Raw genomic sequence first — 15485 nt, forward strand, 5'->3', positions numbered from 1 at the left:
CGCTCACGAAGAAGCCGCGGCGTCCGGCGCCGCCATGGCGGACAGGCGGGGGCGCAGTTCACCGGCGATGCGCTCGGCGACGGCCTGCCAGCCGGCGCCCAGGGTGCGCACCAGCGCCGGATAGCCATCCTCCGGCAGGGGGCGTTCGATGCGAAACGGCTGCTGTTCGATCAGCCGGCCCCGGGCGTCCTGCAGCGTATAGCGGCCGGCCAGCACCGCCATGCCGTCATGGCGGCCCTGGAACTGCGACAGCGTGACCTGCACCCGGGCCTGTTCGGGCTGGGGGTCGTCGCCGATGCGCACCCGGCTCTGCGGCAGCTGCCCGGCCAGCGCATCGCGCAGCGTGCGGGTCAGCTGGGTGCCGATATCCTCGGCCCAGAGATGGGCCTGGGCCTGCTGCACCTCGATGTCGCTGGTCTGAAAGACGATGCCGGAGCCGTCGAGATAGGCCGCCAGCGTCACCGGCGACAGCTGCACCACCTGCCGGGTGGCGGTGTCCCCGGCGGTCACGGCGCCGTCACTGTCCGCCTCCGGCAGGGTGTAGCGGTGGAACTCGGTACTCTGGCCGGCGCAGCCGCCCAGCGCCAGCAGCAGCACGGTGAGAGGGAGCAGTCGACGCCTCATTGGGGAGCCCTCGGTTGCGGATCGTTGATCTCGTCGCGATTGAAGATCAGCGAGTTGGGTTTTTCGCTCAGGGTGCGGGCCGCCGGCTGCAGCGAATGCATCAGCTGATTGAGCTCCTTGAGCGTGCCGGTCAGCTGGTCATAGGCCGGGGCATTGCGCGAATAGCCCTTGAGCGTCTGCTGCATCGACTGCAGGGTATTCTGCAGCTCCTGCGGCAGCTCCCGGGTACTGCGCTGCTCGAGCACCTGATTGAGGGTATCGGCGGTGTCGCCGAGTTCCGCCAGCAGCTGATCGGAGTGTTCCAGCGTCCGGTTGAGCCGATCGACCGTCCCGTTCACGTCGAGCCCGTTGAGCTTGTCGAGCAGCGCGGTGACCTTCTGCTCGATCTGGGCAAAGCCGCTGGGCTGGCTGGGGAAGACCGGTACGCCGTCATACGCCTTCGCCGCCGGTGCACTGGGGTTGTCGACGAAACTGGTATCGACGAACAGCTGGCCGGTAAAGAGATTGCCGGTCTTCAGCGAGGCCCGCAGCCCGTTGTCGAACATGCCCGCCATGCGCTTGCGCCACTCCTCGAGTGCCGGCTTGTCGACCCGCGCCTGCAGGCGCTGCGGCTCGATACGGATCAGCACCGGAATCTTGAAGCTGTTGAGGGTGCTCTGGCTGAGCTTGTCGATGTGCCAGGGGACGCTGTCGACGGTGCCGATGCGCACCCCGCGGTACTCCACCGGCGCGCCGGGATTGAGCCCGCGCACGGTGTCATCGATCAGCACCACGTAGCGCAGGTTGTAGCTGAAGCTGCCCTGGTAGGCGCTTTCGCGATCGCCGTAGAGGGCGAAGTCAAGATCGCTCTGCTGGCCGATGGGATCGCCCGGCGGAATGTCCTCGGGGACACCGAAGGCCACCCCGCCGCTGATCATCGACTCCAGCGAGTCGAGATTGAGCGAGAAGCCTTCCGAGCTGACATCGAAATTGAAGCCGGCCGCCGACCAGAAGCGCGTGTTGGTGGTCACCAGCTTCTCGTAGGGGGCCTGGATGAACAGCTGATAGTGCGCCTGGCGGTCATCGGGGTCGAAGTTGACCTTCTCCACCCGGCCCACGGTATAGCCGTTGAACAGCACCGGGTCACCGACGCTCAGCGAGCCCGCCATGGTGCTGCTCAGCTGCAGCCGCAGCCCCTTCGCATCGGGGGGTGCAACCGGCGGCTGATCGAGCATCTCGAAGCTGTACTGCTCCTCCTCGCCGTGGCCGGGCTGCAGCTGGATGTAGTTGCCCGACAGCACGGTGCCCAGCCCACTGATCCCCTCGCGGCCGATGCGCGGCTTGACCACCCAGAAGCGGGTATCGTTGTTGAGCAGCCGGTCGGTGTTGTTGTTCATGCGCGCGGTGACCACGGCGTGCTGGGTGTCGTCGGAGAGGGTCACGGAGGTGACGTGACCGACCTCGACGTTGCGCGCCTTGATCAGGGTGCGGCCGGATTCGATGCCTTCGGCGCTGTCCATGACCAGGGTGATTTCCGGCCCCTGTTCGGAGAGCGAGTGATAGAGCATCCAGGCGCCGATCAGCAGGGCGATCAGCGGCACCAGCCAGACCGGCGAGATGTGTCTGAGGCGCTTACGCAGGGCCGTCGAAGCGGGCTCGCTCATGGCTCTCTTCCTGTTGCGGGTCGTCTTGCGGATCGTCGGAACGGTTATCGGCCGGTGGCGCGGGGCGATGCAGCTGCAGATCGCGATGGGCGCCGGCATCCCAGATCAGGCGAGGGTCGAAGGAGAGGGCGGCCAGCAGGGTCAGGATGACCACGGCGGCAAAGGCCAGCACCCCGGGACCGGGGGTGACCGACATCAGCGTGCCGAGCCGCACCAGCGCCACCAGCAGGGCCACCACGAATACATCGATCATCGACCAGCGGCCGATGAATTCGGTCAGCCGGTAGAGCCGCAGGCGGATCTCCGGTCGCCACGGCTCGGCCCGGCGGCTTTTCAGGCACAGCCAGCCCAGCGCCAGGATCTTGGCGATGGGAATGACCACGCTGGCCAGAAAGATGATCGCGGCGATCGGCCAGTCGCCGTGACTCAGCAGCAGCATCACTCCGCCGATGATGGTCTGGGGGGTGCCGTCGCCCAGGCTGGTAACCTGCATGATCGGCAGCGCCATGGCCGGGATGTAGAGCATCACCGACACCAGCAGCAGCGCCAGGGTCTTCTGCAGCGAGTGCCGGCCGCGCAGATGCTGGCGCTCGCCGCAGCGCGAGCAGTAGTGCGGGCCGAGCCGGCGGATGCGATTGACCTGGCCGCAGGCCGGGCAGCCCATGATGTGCTGCGCCTCGCCGGTCAGGCCGGGCACGACATTGTCGGGCAGCCGACGCTCCGGCCCCACCATGCGCTCCCACAGCCAGTCCATGTCGATCCGCCGCACGGTGCCGATCATCAGCACCACGAAGGCGCAGAAGGCCCAGAAGGAGATGCCGAAATGGATCTCCGCCATCGACAGGATCTTGACCATGCTGACCAGCACGCCCAGCAGGAAGACATCCGCCATCATCCAGCGGTGGACATGGCGGAGGCTGCGCATCATCAGGCCCGGGGCGGGCAGGCGCCGGTCGGTCAGCAAAGCGCCGTGAATCAGGATCACGCCGCACAGGAACAGCAGTGGCAGCACCAGCAGCACCAGCCACAACAGGAGCGCCAGCATCGCGTAGTGCTGTGTGGTCAGCACGGTCATGGCATCGAACAGGTCGATGGAGCGGGTCACGCCGCGCGCCTCGAAGGCGATGAACGGGAAGGGCAGTGCCAGCAGCAGGGCGATCAGCGCCGCCAGCGCCACCGCCAGGGCCTGCTGGGTGGGGCAGTGCCGGCGGCTGTAGAGCACATGATGACAGCGCGGGCAGTGCGCCGCCTCCGATCCGCCCAGAGGCGGCACGACACTGACCAGATCGCATTCGTGACAGACGCGCAGCCTGGCTGGCGATGACGATGGCGTGGTAATGGCACTCTCCGGAACGTGCGGAATCATGGCCTCCTGCCCGGCAGGGCAGTGTCTGCTTCGGCCCGCGCGGACGGCGGGCGGTGCCGAATGTGACGGTCGGTTATAAACATTCTGGCATGTATGGCGCAGCATAGTGGGCACCGGGGTGGCGGGGCAAGCTACTGCCACGGCTCCACCGAGCGCCGCTGGCGGTGATGCCAGAGTCGATGATAGTGGCCGTCGGGGCGATCGAGAAGCGCCGCGTGCGAGCCCTGCTCGATGATCCGGCCGTCCTCGATGACCACGATCCGGTCGGCATGGCGGATGGTGGAGAGCCGGTGGGCCACCACGATCAGCGTCACCCGCCCGCGCAGCCCCTCCAGCGCCCGGGTCAGGCGGGTCTCGGTGGCACTGTCGACGCTGGCGGTGGCCTCGTCGAGCAGCAGGATCCGGGGCTGGCGCAGCAGGGCCCGGGCCATCGCCAGCAGCTGGCGCTCCCCGGTGGAGAGGGTCAGGCCGCGTTCGCCCAGCGGGGTATCGAGGCCGCCGGGCAGCCGGTCGATCAGTTCGCGCAGCTGGGCGTCGTCGATGGCTGCGGCCAGCCGGGTCTCGTCGGCCTCGCTGCCGAGCAGCAGATTGTCCCGCAGGGTGGTGGAGCGCACGAACGGTTCCTGGGGCACCCCGGCCACCACGGTATTGAGGGTCTCCGGGGCCAGCTCCGCGACCGGGCGGCCATCCAGCGTGAGTGAGCCTTCACTGACCCGGCTCAGGCCGGCCAGCAGGTCGAGCAGGGTGGACTTGCCGCTGCCGGTCGGACCGACCACGCCGAGAAAGGTACCGGGAGGGATGTCGAGCGTGAGGCCGGCCAGCGTATCGCGGGCGGCGCCGTGGTGACGAAAGTGCACCTCCTCGAGCTGCAGATGGGCGTGGGCGACCGGCCGGGTATCCGTGCCCTCTGGAGCCTCGGGACGATCGAGCAGCCGCAGCAGGCGGGTACCGGCGACACTGGCCTGCTGGAAGATGTTGAAGCGCTGGGTGATCTCGATCAGCGGCTCGGAGACCCGCCCCAGCCAGGTCACGAAGGCATAGAGCACGCCGATCTCGGCGCCGGAGCCGAGATGCTCGAGGCCGTAGACCCACAGCAGCGCGGCCAGGATGAGGGTGGCGATCAGATCGAGTGCCGAGCGCAGCAGCAGCCCGGAGATGCGCACGGTACGCATGCGGGCGGCATACTGGGCTGCGTTGGTGTCGTGGAAGTGGCCGCGAAAGCGTTCGGTGCGGTTGAACGCCTGCAGCACGCTCATGCCGCCGATGGCCTCGTTGATGCGGGCATTCTGCACCGCCCGCAGCCGCCGCACCTCCATCGCGGCGTGGCCGCTGGTGCGCTGATAGAGCCAGATCACCGCGCCGGCGATGGGAATCAGCGGGGCGGCGATCAGCATCAGCTGCAGGTTCATCAGCGCCATCGCCACCAGAATGCCCGCCAGCAGCACCAGGTTCTGCAGTACCGTGGCCAGAAAGGCGACATGGAGTTCGCGGATGGCGTCGGTGTCATTGGTCACCCGGGCCACCATCTCGCCGGTGGGCGTGGCGTCATGCACATGCTGGGGCAGGCGCAGGACATGACGGAACACCCGCTGACGCAGCGCGAAGACCGCCTCCAGGCCGATGCGCGCGAAGTACAGTGTCTGCAGGTAGCGTCCCAGCGCTGCCAGCCCCTGGCTGCCGACATAGGCGCCGCCCAGCAGCAGCGGCAGCGCCCGCAGATCGCCCGGCACCAGATGATCGTCGATATAGACCTGGGCCAGCCAGGGGCCCATCACATCCAGTCCGGTCGCGATGACCAGCACCAGCAGGGCGAGCAGCAGCCGGCGGCGATCAGCCAGCAGCGGCCTGAGCAGCAGCGAGAGCAGCAGCGAGAGCAGCCGGCGATTCATGAGGGGTTCTCCTCCCGGCTGCGCTGGCTCTGCTGATGGTGCCAGAGCCGGGCGTAGTGGTCGTCATGGGCCAGCAGCTCGGCGTGGCTGCCCTGTTCGATCACGCGGCCCTCGGCCAGGACCAGCAGATGATCGGCCCCGGCGACCGCCGACAGCCGATGGCTGACGATCACGCAGGTGCGCCCCCGCTGTTCGGCCAGGGTGGCCAGCAGGCGCCGTTCGGTGCCCTGGTCGACCGCGGAGAGGGTATCGTCGAGCAGCAGGATCGGGGCCGGCGAGAGCAGCGCCCGGGCCAGCGCCACCCGCTGGCGCTGACCACCGGAGAGGGTGATGCCGCGCTCGCCGATGCGGGTCTCGAGCCCCTCCGGCAGTGCGGCCAGATCGCTGGCGAAGGCGGCCTGCTCGAGGGCCTGGCGAATCTCCGTCGGGGTGGCCTCCGGGCGCCCCAGCGCCACGTTCTCGCCCAGGGTGGCGGCGAACAGCCAGGGGTCCTGGGGCACCCAGGCGAAACTCTCGCGCAGCGCGGTCAGCGAGTACTCGCTCAGCTCGTGATCGCCGAGCCGGATGGTGCCGTGCTCGAGCGGGTACTGGCGCAGCAGCAGCCGCAAGAGGGTCGACTTGCCGCTGCCGGTGGCGCCCACGATCCCCAGCGTGCGCCCGGCGGCCAGCTCGACATGGAGATCGCGCAGCGCCGGCGTGGCGGCGCGCGGGTAGCCAAACGAGACGATGTCGATGCGCAGGGTCGGGGCTGACAGCCGGGTCCGGTGGCCCGCGTCGACAATGGTTTCGTGCTCCCCGAGGAACTCGTCCAGCCGTCGGGCGGCGGCCTCGCCACGCTGCAGGATGTTGAGGCACCAGCCCAGCGCGAACATCGGCCAGATCAGGGTGACCAGATAGAGGGTGAAGCTGGTCAGCTGCCCCAGCGTGATCACGTCGGTGAGATAGCGCCAGCTGCCGACCGTCAGGGTCAGCAGGGTGGCCGCGGCCAGCGCCAGCAGCACCACCGGGTCGTAGCACGCCTCCATCCGCTGGACGCGGAAGTTGGCCTCGGTATGATCCCGGGCACGGGCATCGAAATCGCGGATCTCGGCCTCGACCAGCGAGTTCTGGCGCAGCATGCGCAGACCGCCGATCGCTTCCTGGGTCCGGTCGTTGAGCCGTGAGAAGCTCTCCAGCGATTCGCCGAAGTGGGTCTGGACGCGGCGGGCCACGCGATAGAAGCCCCAGGCCATGAAGGGAAAGGGCACCAGCGCCAGCAGCGCCAGCGGTGCGTCGATGCCGACGATCATGATCCCCAGCGCCAGCACCAGCGTCAGTGCCCCGTCGACACTGGAGAGCACGCCCTCGCCGGCGGCGGTTTCGATGGCGTCGATATCCTGAGTGGCGCGGGCCAGCAGATCGCCGCTGCGGCGGTTCTGAAAGAAGCCGGGATCGAGCCGGGTCAGCTTGGCATAGAAGCGGTCGCGCAGCTCGATGCCCAGCCGGTACGACGTTCCGAACAGGCGCACCCGCCAGACATAGCGCAGCCCGTAGAGGGCCAGACCGACCACGCCCAGCAGCGCCACGCGCAGCAGCAGGGCACGGGCGTCGAGTTCACCGGCGCGCAGCGCATCGATGATCCGCCCGACCCACCATGGCAGTGCCATGTTGAGGACACCGACGATCAGCAGCACGGCGATGGCGCCGAGATAGGCCAGCCGGTGTTGCGAGAAGAACGCTCTCAGAAAGCGCGCCAGCGCCATGAATGCCTCCCGGGATCAGACTCGCCAGTGTAGCTCAGGCGAGGGCTTCGGGGGCAGCGAACAGCGCCATGATGCGCCTGACGGGTGGCGACGCATGTCGCCACGGCGTCATCGCTCAGGGGACGCGTGCCGTCCACTCCGGGTCGGCGAATTTCGACGCTGCCAGCTGCCGGGCGGCGTCGAGTTCCTCGTCGCTCAGGGCGCCGGGATCGAGCCGGAAGCGGGCGGCGAAGGAGTCCGCCATGCGCTGGATGATGGTCTCGCGGTCGAGCCCGGTCTGGCTGCGCAGCGGGTCGACGCGCTTGCCGGCGCTGGTGGTGCCCTTGTCGGAGAGCTTCTCGCGGCCGATGCGCAGTACCCGGGTGAGTTTGTCGGCATCGATGTCGTAGGCCATGGTGACATGGTGCAATACCGCCCCGTTGATGCGCTTCTGGGCGGCACCGGCGATCTTGCCGCCGGGCGAGGTGATGTCGTTGATCGGCACGTACCACGCCTGCACGCCCATGTCGCCGAGCGCACGGATCACCCAGTCATCGAGAAAGGCGTAGCTCTCCACGAACGTCAGCCCCTGCACCAGGCTCTCCGGCACGATCAGCGACCAGGTAATGGTGTTGCCGGGCTCGACGAACATCGCCCCGCCGCCGCTGATGCGGCGTACCACCTCGATCCCTTCGGTGTGGGCGGCGTCGAGATCGACCTCGTTGGCCAGCGACTGGAAGCTGCCGATGATGATCGCCGGGCGATCCCACTCCCAGACCCGCAGCGTCGGGCCGCGGCGGCCGGCAGCCACCTCGCGGGTGAGGATCTCATCGAGTGCCATGTGCAGCCGCGGCGCCTCCGGCGGCCGGTGGATCAGGGTAAAGCGGTGATCGCGCCAGTCACTGGCACGGGCCAGCGCCCGGCGGATCACGGTGGCAATGGCGGGCGCCGAGATGCCCACCATCACCGTTTCCGCCGGCAGCGCGGCGGTGATGCGCTCGACCAGTTCGTGGCTCTCCAGCGTGACCGGCGCGCCCTCCAGCGCGGTGTTGATCCGCGTCAGTGCCTCGTCCGGTTCGAGGAAGAAATCACCCGACAGCCGGACGCGCTGCAGGCGCTCATGCACGACTTCGAGATCGGCGACCAGCAGCTTGCCACCGGGCACCTTGTATTCACCGTGCGCCATGCGGACTCCGAAAGTTGTGACAGGTTGGCGCTTAGTCTAGCGGGTGCACGGCGCATGCATCACCCCTGCGGCGACAGGCGTGGCACTGTGGCGGGGCAGCGGATACCGGCAGCCATCGGGCTGCCGGGGTGTGGCGTGGCAGGTGGTCGGGCTGCTCAGTGAAAGCCCTGCGCCTTGGCCCGCGCCCGCCAGGCGTGCAATAGCGGCTCGGTGTAGCCCGAGGGCTGCTCGACCCCTTTGAACACCAGATCGCTGGCAGCGGCGAAGGCCGGCGAGTCATCGAGCCGGTCGGCCATCGGCCGGTAGTCCGGATCATCGGCATTCTGGCGATCGACCACGGCCGCCATGCGCGCCAGGGTTTCGCGCACCTGGGCTTCGCTGACCACGCCATGGTGCAGCCAGTTGGCGATGTGCTGACTGGAGATGCGCAGGGTGGCCCGGTCCTCCATCAGGGCCACGTCATGGATGTCGGGCACCTTGGAGCAGCCGATGCCGTGCTCCACCCAGCGCACCACATAGCCGAGAATCCCCTGGGCGTTGTTGTCCAGCTCCTGCTGGCGTTCCTCCGCTGACCAGTCGGGCTGCTCCGCCACCGGCACGGTGAGCAGGGCCTCGAGCCGCGAGCCGGGATCGGCGTGCTCCATCTGCTGCTGCAGGGCCGGGACATCCACCTCGTGGTAGTGCAGGGCGTGCAGCACGGCGGCGGTGGGCGAGGGCACCCAGGCGGTGGTGGCGCCGGCCTGCGGGTGGCCGATCTTCTGCTCCAGCATCGCCGCCATCAGCTCCGGCATCGCCCACATGCCCTTGCCGATCTGGGCGTGACCGCGCAGGCCGCAGCGCAGTCCCTGCTCGACGTTGTTGTGCTCGTAGGCATCGATCCAGGCGGTGCCCTTCATCTCTGCCTTGCGCACCATCGGCCCGGCGTTCATCACCGAGTGGATCTCGTCGCCGGTGCGGTCGAGAAAGCCGGTATTGATGAACACCACCCGGTGCCGGGCCTCGCTGATGCAGGCGGCGAGGTTGACCGAGGTGCGCCGCTCCTCGTCCATGATGCCCATCTTGAGGGTGTTGGCGGGCAGCCCGACCAGGGTTTCGATCTCGCCGAACAGCCGGTTGGTAAAGGCGACCTCGGCGGGACCGTGCATCTTGGGCTTGACGATGTAGATCGAGCCGGTGCTGGAGTTGCCATGCTCCCCCCGGGCCAGATCATGCCGGCCCAGCAGGGCCGTCATCACGCCATCGAGCAGCCCCTCGAACACCTCGTTGCCCTCGCGATCGAGCACGGCCGGGGTGGTCATCAGGTGGCCGACATTGCGCACGAACATCAGCGAGCGGCCGCGCAGCCGGAAGTTCGAGCCGTCCGGCGCGGTATAGTCGCGATCGGGATTGAGCCGCCGGGTGACGGTACGCCCGCCCTTGTCCAGCTCGGTTTCCAGGGTGCCCTGCATCAGCCCCAGCAGGTTGCCATAGACCAGTGTCTTGTCTTCGCCGTCAACGGCGGCCACCGAATCCTCGCAGTCCATGATGGTGGAGATCGCCGCCTCGATCACCAGATCCTGCACCCCGGCGCTGTCGAGCCGACCGATGGCGCCCTCGCGGTCGATCACCAGCTCCATGTGCAGGTGGTGGTGATGCAGCAGGATCGCCTCCGGAGCCTCGGCACTGCCGCGATAGCCGGCGAAGGTCGCCGGTTCGGCCAGCGTCGTGGTGCCCCCGTCCGCGGTGGTGACAACCAGCCGGCCATCCCGGACCGTGTAGCCGGTGGAGCCGACGTGAGAGCTCTCGGCGAGCGGCGCGACCCGGTCGAGGATCTCGCGTGCGCGGGCGACCACCTTCTCGCCGCGTCTGGGATTGTACTCCCGGGTGATCTCGGCGCCGTCCGTCTGACTGATCGCATCGGTGCCGTAGAGGGCATCGTAGAGGCTGCCCCAGCGGGCGTTGGCGGCGTTGAGGGCGTAGCGGGCGTTGGAGATCGGGACCACCAGCTGGGGGCCGGCCACCTCGGCGATCTCGCGATCGACGTTGCTCGTGGCCACCTGCACCGAGTCGGGTGCTGGTACCAGATAGCCGATCTCGCGCAGGAAGTCGGCGTAGGCGGTGGTGTCCTGCACCGCACCGGGATGCTCATGGTGCCAGCGGTCGAGCGCCTGCTGCAGCCGGTCGCGTTCGGCCAGCAGTTCGCGATTCTCCGGTCCCAGCCGGTGCAGCAGCTCATCGAGCCCCTGCCAGAAGGACTCGGCATCCACCCCGCTGCCGGGCAGGGCCTGTTCGTCGATGAAACGCTTGAGCCGGCTGTCGACCTCAAGCCCGTTTACCCTGGTGTACTGTGCCATCTCGCTCTCCTGTGCTCGATTTGCGGCAATGCCCGCGCCCGGACACTGCATGGCTCATGCGTCGTGCGCTCCGCTTCACTCCGCCAGCGCGGCAGCGCCCGCCTGGGCCACCTGTGAATCCTGATCCGGCTTGACCCCGGAGACGCCCACCGCGCCCACACACCGGCCATCCACGGTGATCGGCACGCCCCCGGTGAGGGTGCCCTGCAGCACCGGCGCCGAGAGAAAGGCGGTACGGCCGTTGTTGATCATCTCCTCGTAATTGCGCGTCTCGCGCCGGCCCAGTGCCGCACTGCGGGCCTTTTCGAGGGCGATGTAGGGCGAGATCGGCGCGCCGCCATCGAGGGTGCGCAGGCCGAGCGGATGGCCGCCATCATCCACCACGGCCACGGCAATCGCCCAGCCGTTGTGTTCCGCCTCCTGCTGGGCGGCGTCGAGGGCGCGATTGACGTCGGCCAGTTCAAGCGTGAATCGGGTCTGCATGCTGTTCTCTCCTGGTGAAGGGGCACCCGGCTCGGCGTGCCCTGGTGAAGGCCGCCTCAGGCGGCCCGTTCGGTGGTGGCCAGACGCTCGTCGACCAGCTCGATCCAGTGGCGCACCGGTACCCGGCTGGCGGCGGCCAGATGGCTCTGACAGCCGATGTTGGCGGTCACGATGACCTCCGGCTCGTCGGCCTGCAGCTTGCCCAGCTTGTCGTCACGCAGCTGGCGGGAAAGCTCCGGCTGGGTGATCGAGTAGGTACCCGCCGAGCCGCAGCAGAGGTGCGGATCGGTGACCGGTGAAAGCTCGAAGCCCAGCCGGCCGAGCAGCTGTTCCAGCCGGCCGCCGAGCCCCTGGCCGTGCTGCAGGGTGCAGGGGGTGTGGCAGGCCAGCCGGGTGGGGTCGGCAGCCGGCGTGGCGGCGAGCTGCGCGCTGAGCGCGTCGAGCTGCGTTGCCTGGCCGATCAGCTCGACCAGGTCGCAGGTCATGGCCGCCACCCGTTCGGCACGCTCGGCGTAATCCGGATCATCCGCCAGCAGCTCGCCGTATTCGCGCACGAAGGCGCCGCAGCCGCTGGCGGTCATCACGATCGCCTCGGCACCGGCTTCGATATGGGGCCACCAGGCATCGATGTTACGTCGGGCCCGATCGCGGCCGTCCGAGCGGGCATCAAGGTGGTAGTCCACCGCGCCGCAGCAGCCGGCTTCCGGAACCGGGGTGACGCCCAGTCCGAGGCGGTCGAGCACGCGAGCCGTGGCGGCGTTGGTATTGGGCGACAGCGAGGGCTGGACACATCCTTCCAGCAGCAGCACCTGCCGCTCATGGCGGCTTGCCGGCGGGCGGCTGCCGGCATCGATCGGTGTCGGCGGCAGTTTGGTGCGCAGGGTGTCGGGCAGCAGCGGCCGGAAGACCAGGCCGGTGCGCAGCAGGGCACGAAAGCGCTGCGGCTCGACCAGCGCATGGCGCAGGGCGTAGCGAAAGGCGCGCTCGCGTGGCGCGCGCCCCACCTGGCGTTCCACCTCGGGGCGGACCAGATCGAGCAGCTCGTGATAGCGCACCCCGGAAGGACAGGTGGTTTCGCAGTTGCGACAGTTGAGACAGCGATCCAGATGGGTCTGGGTACTGCGGGTGGCCTGGTGGCCCTCCAGCACCTCCTTCATCAGATAGATACGCCCGCGTGGCCCGTCCAGCTCGTCACCGAGCAGCTGATAGGTCGGACAGGTGGCGTTGCAGAAGCCGCAGTGTACGCAGCTGCGCAGGATCTCGTCGGCGCGTCGGCCCTCGCGGGTGGAGCGGGCCAGTTCGGTCAGTGCGGTTTGCATGGTGCTCTCCCCGGCCCGGGCAGAGGCGGGCAGGGGGCTGAAGCCGTCCCTCCTGCCATCGCCCGACCCGGGCCTGACTGTCGAACCCGGTTCAAAGCTCGGCGTACCAGCGTCCGGGATTGAAAATGCCTGCCGGATCAAGTTCGGCCTTGAGCCGGCGGTGGTAGTGCAGCAACGCCCGGGGCAGTGGTGTGAAGGGCGAAGCCGCGTTCGGCGTGAAGCAGGTGGCATGGCCGCCTGCCTCGCTGACGGTGGCACGAATGTGCGCCGGCTCGGCGTCGCTCTTGAGCCAGCGCTGGGCGCCGGCCCAGTCGATCAGCCAGTCGCCGGCCAGTGCCAGCCCGGGGGCCGTGGCCGGCAGCGAGCAGCGCCACAGCGGCCGGGGGTCGTTGAAGAAGGGCAGCTGCTGCTCACGCAGTGCCTCCCAGAAGGCCGCCGATACCTGCTCGCCGCCGAGCTGCTCGCGAGCACGTCGGATCGAACCCTCACCGCCTTCCAGACGGACATGGAGTGCCTCGCCATCGTGGCAGGCGCCGCTGAGCGGCAGCGGCTGGCGGCCCCATTCGGCGAGGTTGCGGGCGGCGCGTTCGGCGTCGAGTTCGAGCCGCAGGGTCATGCCCTGCGGGGGCTGTGGCAGTACCTTGAGCGATACCTCGGTAATGACCCCGAGGCTGCCCAGTGCGCCAGTGACCAGGCGCGAGACGTCATAGCCGGCGACGTTTTTCATCACTTCGCCACCGAGGCGCAGCTGGCGGCCCTCGCCGGTGATCAGGCGGGTGCCCAGCACATGGTCACGCACCGCGCCCGCCCACGGGCGGCGCGGGCCGGAGAGCCCACAGGCGACCATGCCGCCCACGGTGGCACCGGGGGCAAAGCGGGGCGGCTCGAAGGCCAGCTGCTGGCCGTTCTGTGCCAGCGTCGCTTCCAGTTCACTCAGCGGGGTACCGCAGCGTACCGTGACGATCAGTTCCACCGGGTCGTAATGGACAATGCCGCGATGGCCTCGCACATCCAGCGCCTCGCCCGTCACCGGGCGGCCATAGAAGGCCTTGCTGTTGCCGCCGACGATGGCAAGCGGCGTGCCCTTGGCACTGGCCTCACCGACCTGCTCGCAGAGGGCGGCGCTGTCATCGGCAAGGACGCCATCGGCGCTGTCCCGGCGGCGGCTCGACAGTTCGCTCATCAGAAGCGCTCCAGTTCCGGAAAGGGCAGCTCGCCGTGATGCACATGCAGGCCACCATATTCGGCGCAGCGGGCGAGGGTCGGAATGTTCTTGCCGGGATTGAGCAGTCCCGCGGGATCGAAGGCGCGCTTGACGGCGTGGAAGCACTCGATTTCATGGCTGTTGAACTGACTGCACATCTGGTTGATCTTCTCGCGGCCCACGCCATGCTCGCCGGTAATGCTGCCACCGACCTCGACACAGAGTTCGAGGATGCGCCCGCCGAGGACCTCGGCGCGCTCGCGCTGATCGTCGTCGCTGGCATCGAACAGGATCAGCGGATGCATGTTGCCGTCGCCGGCATGGAAGACGTTGGCGACCTGCAGCTCATACTCCTCGGCCAGATCGGCGATGCCGTGCAGCACCTCGGGCAGCCGGTGGCGGGGAATGGTGCCGTCCATGCAGTAGTAGTCCGGCGCCAGTCGGCCGACGGCGGGAAAGGCGGCCTTGCGCCCGGCCCAGAAGCGCGCGCGCTCCTGTTCGTCGCGGGCCTGGCGGACATCGGTGGCTCCGGCAGCGGCACAGATCTCGCGCACCTGTCGGCACTGTTCGTGGACATCCTCGTCGACGCCGTCGAGCTCGCAGAGCAGGATCGCCGCCGCCTCCACCGGATAGTCGGCGTGAACGAAATTCTCCGCCGCGCGGATCGCCAGGTTATCCATCATCTCCAGTCCGCCGGGGATGATGCCGCCAGCGATGATATCCGCCACCGCGCCACCGGCCTTCGAGACATCGTCGAAGCTGGCCATCAGCACCTTCGCCACTTCCGGGCGCGGCAGCAGGCGGACGGTGATCTCGACCACCACCCCCAGCATGCCCTCCGAGCCCATCATCAGCGCCAGCAGATCGAAGCCCGGGGCATCGAGTGCCTCGCTGCCCAGGGTCAGCCGCTCGCCCTCGAGAGTGACCACTTCCAGTGCCATCACGTTGTGGACCGTCAGGCCGTACTTGAGACAGTGCACGCCACCGGCATTTTCCGCCACGTTGCCGCCGATCGAGCAGGCGATCTGCGATGACGGATCGGGGGCATAGTAGAGACCGAACGGGGCGGCGGCCTCGGAGATGGCAAGATTGCGCACGCCCGGCTGCACCCGGGCGAGCCGCGCTTCGGGGTCGATCGAGAGGATCGACTTGAACTTCGACATCACCAGCAGCAGGCCGCGCTCCAGCGGCAGCGCCCCGCCGGAGAGGCCGGTACCGGCGCCGCGGGTCACCACCGGCACGTTCAGCGCCCGGCACTCGCGCATCAGGGTCTGGACCTGTTCGATGCGCTCCGGCATGGCCACCAACATCGGCACGGTGCGATAGGCCGAGAGCCCGTCGCACTCGAAGGGGCGCAGATCCTCCGGCTCGCTGAGCAGGGTCATGTGCGGCAGCACCTCGTGCAGTCGCGAGGTCACGGCCGCCTTGTCGACCGTGGGCAATGCGCCATCCAGGCGCTCATCGAACATGAAACTCATGTCACGCTCCCGCCGCGCGGCGGCATCGGAAAGCTTTTTCGACGTGACCGGCGATACCGGTCATCTGCCCTAATCTGCGATCCGGCATCGGGCGTGTCCACGCATCCGGCGACCGGTCGGACCAGTGGCGCGCACGACAGCCTCGCCCTGCGGCCAAGGTCCAATAAAAACAGGGCTCTGCAAGGCATTAGGCTAAAGGCGCAGGGTGCAGATCACGGCGCTCTTTCCCTTCTTTCGCT

At 68.5% G+C, this 15485-nt stretch carries 11 protein-coding genes; all 11 read right to left on the reverse strand.

Going from position 1 to position 15485, the window contains the following annotated elements:
• Positions 1-3: 3 nt before the first annotated feature.
• The 11 genes from C7446_RS00400 to glcD all read right to left on the reverse strand — a co-directional run bounded on the left by C7446_RS00400 (position 4) and on the right by glcD (position 15246).
• Positions 4-624, reverse strand: coding sequence for a PqiC family protein (locus tag C7446_RS00400; protein ID WP_121170204.1), 621 nt, complete (start codon positions 622-624; stop codon positions 4-6).
• Complete coding sequence (gene pqiB / locus C7446_RS00405) at positions 621-2267, reverse strand: intermembrane transport protein PqiB (protein WP_121170206.1); 1647 nt, start codon at positions 2265-2267, stop codon at positions 621-623. Before pqiB ends, C7446_RS00400 begins: the two co-directional genes overlap by 4 nt.
• Positions 2236-3633: a paraquat-inducible protein A gene (locus tag C7446_RS00410; protein ID WP_121170208.1), complete on the reverse strand. Its 1398-nt coding sequence runs from the start codon at positions 3631-3633 to the stop codon at positions 2236-2238. Before C7446_RS00410 ends, pqiB begins: the two co-directional genes overlap by 32 nt.
• A 131-nt stretch (positions 3634-3764) precedes the next feature.
• A complete protein-coding gene (locus C7446_RS00415; RefSeq protein ID WP_121170210.1) occupies positions 3765-5522 on the reverse strand; it encodes an ABC transporter ATP-binding protein in 1758 nt (585 codons plus the stop codon).
• Positions 5519-7264 carry an ABC transporter ATP-binding protein gene (locus C7446_RS00420; protein WP_121170212.1) on the reverse strand — a complete coding sequence of 582 codons (1746 nt, stop codon included), beginning with the start codon at positions 7262-7264 and terminating at the stop codon, positions 5519-5521. Before C7446_RS00420 ends, C7446_RS00415 begins: the two co-directional genes overlap by 4 nt.
• 115 nt (positions 7265-7379) lie before the next feature.
• Positions 7380-8429 carry a lipoate-protein ligase LplAB gene (gene lplAB, locus C7446_RS00425; protein ID WP_121170214.1) on the reverse strand — a complete coding sequence of 350 codons (1050 nt, stop codon included), beginning with the start codon at positions 8427-8429 and terminating at the stop codon, positions 7380-7382.
• A gap of 155 nt (positions 8430-8584) precedes the next feature.
• Positions 8585-10762, reverse strand: coding sequence for a malate synthase G (locus tag C7446_RS00430; RefSeq protein WP_121170216.1), 2178 nt, complete (start codon positions 10760-10762; stop codon positions 8585-8587).
• A gap of 75 nt (positions 10763-10837) precedes the next feature.
• Complete coding sequence (locus tag C7446_RS00435) at positions 10838-11245, reverse strand: heme-binding protein (protein WP_121170217.1); 408 nt, start codon at positions 11243-11245, stop codon at positions 10838-10840.
• Between the two features lie 56 nt (positions 11246-11301).
• Positions 11302-12564 carry a glycolate oxidase subunit GlcF gene (gene glcF / locus C7446_RS00440; RefSeq protein WP_121170219.1) on the reverse strand — a complete coding sequence of 421 codons (1263 nt, stop codon included), beginning with the start codon at positions 12562-12564 and terminating at the stop codon, positions 11302-11304.
• 91 nt (positions 12565-12655) lie between these two features.
• Complete coding sequence (glcE, locus tag C7446_RS00445; RefSeq protein ID WP_121170221.1) at positions 12656-13747, reverse strand: glycolate oxidase subunit GlcE; 1092 nt, start codon at positions 13745-13747, stop codon at positions 12656-12658.
• Positions 13747-15246 (reverse strand): glycolate oxidase subunit GlcD, encoded by a 1500-nt coding sequence (gene glcD, locus C7446_RS00450; protein ID WP_121170223.1) that lies wholly within the window; start codon positions 15244-15246, stop codon positions 13747-13749. Before glcD ends, glcE begins: the two co-directional genes overlap by 1 nt.
• Positions 15247-15485: the final 239 nt, after the last annotated feature.

Source organism: Kushneria sinocarnis (genome assembly GCF_003633775.1).
In the GTDB taxonomy this organism is placed as follows: Bacteria; Pseudomonadota; Gammaproteobacteria; order Pseudomonadales; family Halomonadaceae; genus Kushneria; species Kushneria sinocarnis.

Excerpts from the sequence above, each read along its gene's own strand:
- C7446_RS00435 (WP_121170217.1), bottom strand. The coding sequence starts at position 11,245 with ATGCAGACCCGATTCACGCTTGAACTGGCCGACGTCAATCGCGCCCTC.
- C7446_RS00415 (WP_121170210.1), bottom strand. The coding sequence starts at position 5,522 with ATGAATCGCCGGCTGCTCTCGCTGCTGCTCTCGCTGCTGCTCAGGCCG.
- pqiB (WP_121170206.1), bottom strand. The coding sequence starts at position 2,267 with ATGAGCGAGCCCGCTTCGACGGCCCTGCGTAAGCGCCTCAGACACATC.
- C7446_RS00400 (WP_121170204.1), bottom strand. The coding sequence starts at position 624 with ATGAGGCGTCGACTGCTCCCTCTCACCGTGCTGCTGCTGGCGCTGGGC.
- glcE (WP_121170221.1), bottom strand. The coding sequence starts at position 13,747 with ATGAGCGAACTGTCGAGCCGCCGCCGGGACAGCGCCGATGGCGTCCTT.
- glcD (WP_121170223.1), bottom strand. The coding sequence starts at position 15,246 with ATGAGTTTCATGTTCGATGAGCGCCTGGATGGCGCATTGCCCACGGTC.
- C7446_RS00410 (WP_121170208.1), bottom strand. The coding sequence starts at position 3,633 with ATGATTCCGCACGTTCCGGAGAGTGCCATTACCACGCCATCGTCATCG.
- C7446_RS00430 (WP_121170216.1), bottom strand. The coding sequence starts at position 10,762 with ATGGCACAGTACACCAGGGTAAACGGGCTTGAGGTCGACAGCCGGCTC.
- glcF (WP_121170219.1), bottom strand. The coding sequence starts at position 12,564 with ATGCAAACCGCACTGACCGAACTGGCCCGCTCCACCCGCGAGGGCCGA.
- C7446_RS00420 (WP_121170212.1), bottom strand. The coding sequence starts at position 7,264 with ATGGCGCTGGCGCGCTTTCTGAGAGCGTTCTTCTCGCAACACCGGCTG.
- lplAB (WP_121170214.1), bottom strand. The coding sequence starts at position 8,429 with ATGGCGCACGGTGAATACAAGGTGCCCGGTGGCAAGCTGCTGGTCGCC.